This window comes from Synechocystis sp. LEGE 06083 (genome assembly GCF_015207725.1).
GTDB lineage: Bacteria > Cyanobacteriota > Cyanobacteriia > Cyanobacteriales > Microcystaceae > Synechocystis > Synechocystis salina.
On the sequence record NZ_JADEWJ010000336.1, the window covers coordinates 1 to 3,615 of the forward strand.

Here is a 3,615-nt window from a genome sequence, read left to right on the forward strand (position 1 = left end):
GCCCTGGGGCTCCCCGCACCCCCATCTATGGCCGGGTGGCCGGTATTTCCCAAGGCGCTTCTTGGCAAGCCACCCTAGTGGACAATTCCAAGGCTGAATTCCTCACTATTCCCCAACGGGGGAGAGCTTTTTCTTATCCCCTCAGCACCGTTAGTGTGGGTACCTATGCTACCCAACAGGTACAGAGCGCTCCCATGCTGGCCCGCTACCCCGACACTGCCTATCTAGCCCATGGCAACTATGGGGTGCATTATCAATTGCAGTTACCTCTGAAAAACGCCACTAATAACCGACAGAGCGTTTCCCTCACCCTGCAAACTCCGATCAAACAAGATCAATATAACGATCGCCTATTCTTCATGCGCCAACCCACCGGCCAAGTCTTTTTCCGGGGCACGGTTAGGGTCAGCTACACCGACAGCCAAAACCAACCCCAAGAAAGATTTTTTCACCTTACCCAACGGCGGGGGGAAATGAGCAATCCCCTAATCACCTTAAATATGCAACCAGGGGAACAGCGGGAAGTGACGGTGGACTTGATGTATCCTCCCGATGCCACTCCTCCCCAGGTGCTGACGGTCAAAACAGAGGAGCTTTATTACGGCAGTTTGTCTTCCCCTAGGTAAGCACCGAGACTCCAGCGGGGGAAAGGGAAACGGGTTTCTCCGCCACTACTTTTTTCTCTTCCAAAATGGAGGAGTTAAAACGGTAGCCCACATTTCGCACGGTTTGGATGAGGCTGGGTTGCCTGGGGTCTGTCTCAATTTTTTTCCTGAGGGAAAGGACATGGGTGTCGATGGTGCGGGGGTTATCGATCGCCTCGGGCCAGGCTCGGCGGAGCAATTCTGTGCGGCTGAGGGCACTACCTTCAGCTTGGGTGAGCACGTAGAGCAAACTGAATTCCTGGGGGGTGAGGTCAACAAAGTTGCCCTGGTATTCCACCCGTCGCTGTACTAAATCGATTTTTAGTACCCCATAATCCAACAATAAAGGGGCAGCCACAGTGCGGACTCGGCGAATTAAACATTCTATGCGGGCTAAAAATTCCTGCATACCAAAGGGTTTGGTCAAATAATCATCAGCCCCGGCCTTTAGTCCATGGACAATATCCTTTTCTGTATCCTTGGCGGAAAGAATAAAAATCATTGATTGGTGCTGTTGATACAACCAACGGCAAAGCTCAATGCCATCCCCATCGGTAAGGTCGGAATCGATCACGGCCAGGGTAGGTAATTGATTATTAAATGCCTGGCGGGCCTGGTGAAAACCGCTACATTGTTGGACAAGGTAGCCGCTCTGCTGCAGATGCCAGCTTAATAGAGAGCGGAGATGGGGGTTACCCTCTACGACTGATATGTAGACTGGATTCACCGATCTAGACCCCTGACTGAAAGTTCCCTGCTAATCTAACAAAGTCAATGTCAAGGCTTTGTAACAACAGTTACCTGCGTAGGGGGGCAAATCTGCAAAAAATATAAAGAATTTGCTCGTCATAATGTTATTTGTCTGTACCATTTCCGTCAATAAATGACGAGTTTTTGAAAGATTAATGGCCAATAAAAACAATATTCGAGAGCCTAAAAATTTTAATTTTCTCTCTCAATCTACCCACCAAAGCTCCCGCAAGACCGGGAGAATTTGATTTACTTTGCCTCAAAGCTGAGAAGTCTGGTTTTTTAAAACCTATCCGGGGGCACCTTCACTGGACAGCTAAAACTAGGGGTTTGAATTGTTCCATTAGTTCTCTCCGACTGGCGGTAATGCAAGGATAGGGGCGATCGCCATAATTCTCCCCTGGGGTAAGGGGAAACAACGGCTCCGGGCGGAGGCAAAGAAATTCTCCTCCAGCGGCCAACAAGATCGGCCAGGCGCCAGCAATGTCCCAAATTTTGGGTGTTTTTTCCGTCCCTCCCAAGGCCGCTCCCAGGGCCACCAGGGCTAAATTGTAACTACTAACCCCAATTAGCCTCAATTTACAGGGAAAAGGATTGGTTAAAATGGCGGCGCTTCGGGCACAGAGGTTAAACAAATGATTTTGACTAGGTTCGGCCCCACTCACCTGGATCGGTTCCCCGTTCAGAAAGGCACCATGGGGTCCCGTTAAGCCAGAATTTTCTAGCCAATAGCCCCAAAATGATTGCTGTAGTAGAGGAAAATGGAGAAAGCCAAACACCGGCGTCCCCCGGTAGAGTAAACCGAGGGAAATGCCCCAAATGGGAATGCCCCTGGCAAAATTGGTGGTGCCGTCAATGGGATCGACAATCCAACACCAATCATTAGCGGGAAAAATGTGGGCCGTTTCCTCCGTCAGCACCCCATGGTTGGGAAATTGGGCGGCAATACGCTGGCGCAACTCCTGGTCAGACCATTGATCGGCGGCGGTGACCAAACTACCATCGGCTTTGCGTTGGGCAGGGATTCTGGCGGATTGGGCTACCAACTCTGTGGCGATCGCCTTGGTCGTGGACTGACAAAAGCTCAAAACCTCTGGCCAAAAAGTCTCCATGTCGAATCTTGATATAGTAAATAGACTGCCTGACAAGGGCAATATGGCCATCATCACACATCGCAGGAATTTGCTGTGACCCAGGTTTGGTTTCCCTCCAAAAATTCGGCTACGACGGTGAAATCAACCGGTCAGTTTTTGCCGCTTTCCCCCAAGGAGGTTACAGCCCTAGGCCTTCGTTTGAGCGATTACCGCTGGCTATACCGCTGGGCTCCCTGGAGTGGGGGCGCTTTTTTGGCGACTGTGCTCTGGGCAACGGAATGGCGACTTCTGCTGGCCACGGGCCTAGGGGTGGGCAGTATGCGTTTGGTCTATTGGCTTTTGACCCATCGCCAGGAACTCCAGGCCAAACAGTGGCACCAGTTTTTTTCCGGGGCCCAGGGTCGATTGACCATTGCTGGCAGTGGAGGTGGTTTAACTGCTGTCGGCACCTACATGGCCACCATGGTTTGGTCGGAGGTGGAAAACCCTTGGTTAGCCACGGGTATTATTTTGCAGGGTTTGGGTTCCCTCGCTACGGTGGGGCTTTTACTCTGGCAACGGCAAAAAGTTAGTGCCCCCAAGTTGCTCACCGCTCCGCTCCCCGACTTTGACCGCTGTCTACATTACCTGGCCCACGGCGATCGCCTGCAGAAATTAATTGCCCTGCGTCAATTACAGCAATGGTGGAATCAGCCAGGCCCACACTCCCCGAACCCAAGGGAACTAGCTCTATATCTGCAAGCTTTTTTGGACACTGAACAGGACTCAGCCCTCCAAAGAGCGGCTTTGCATTTACTCCAGCAGTGCCGGCAGTCTCCCATCCGCCCAGAACCTTTATCCATTCCCCAACGACAAAGGCAACGGCAACCCATTGAATGACCTAGCTCCCAGCAGTTGTGCGGGTAAAGATTCAACCATCACTTTTTACCTTTGGTGTCGCAGATAATTTAATTAAGATCGGTTCAACTTAGCTGAGTAAAATGTTTTTAATTCAGTCTTTATATCCCTCTTTCATCAAAATGGGTGAATTAGAATGGAGATAAAAGGCTGGAAAGCTTGGAGGGAGTATGACGAAGGTAAGAGAAGCGAAAAAGACAGTACAATGTGTAGACACGTATAGTGAACTG

4 protein-coding genes are annotated in these 3,615 nt (G+C 50.7%); 2 read left to right on the forward strand and 2 right to left on the reverse strand.

Translation table 11 applies throughout. The features are described from left to right. The coding region (locus IQ219_RS18015) for a DUF3370 family protein (protein WP_194073518.1) at positions 1-626 on the forward strand (626 nt) is incomplete at its 5' end. On the opposite strand, the gene IQ219_RS18020 is transcribed toward IQ219_RS18015, so the two are convergent. Both IQ219_RS18020 and IQ219_RS18025 read right to left on the reverse strand, forming a co-directional pair. Next, positions 619-1,371: a response regulator transcription factor gene (locus tag IQ219_RS18020; RefSeq protein ID WP_190598779.1), complete on the reverse strand. Its 753-nt coding sequence runs from the start codon at positions 1,369-1,371 to the stop codon at positions 619-621. The two genes, IQ219_RS18015 and IQ219_RS18020, sit on opposite strands and share 8 nt — an antisense overlap. A 328-nt stretch (positions 1,372-1,699) precedes the next feature. After that, the gene (locus IQ219_RS18025) at positions 1,700-2,506 is read right to left on the reverse strand and encodes an inositol monophosphatase family protein (protein ID WP_194073519.1); all 807 of its coding nucleotides are present in this window, start codon (positions 2,504-2,506) and stop codon (positions 1,700-1,702) included. 75 nt (positions 2,507-2,581) lie between these two features. Between IQ219_RS18025 and IQ219_RS18030 the strand changes: the two genes are divergently transcribed. Beyond that, on the forward strand, positions 2,582-3,367 hold the full coding sequence (locus tag IQ219_RS18030; RefSeq protein WP_194073520.1) for a hypothetical protein: 786 nt from the start codon (positions 2,582-2,584) through the stop codon (positions 3,365-3,367). Positions 3,368-3,615 lie beyond the last annotated feature (248 nt).

Excerpts from the sequence above, each read along its gene's own strand:
- IQ219_RS18025 (WP_194073519.1), bottom strand. The coding sequence starts at position 2,506 with ATGGAGACTTTTTGGCCAGAGGTTTTGAGCTTTTGTCAGTCCACGACC.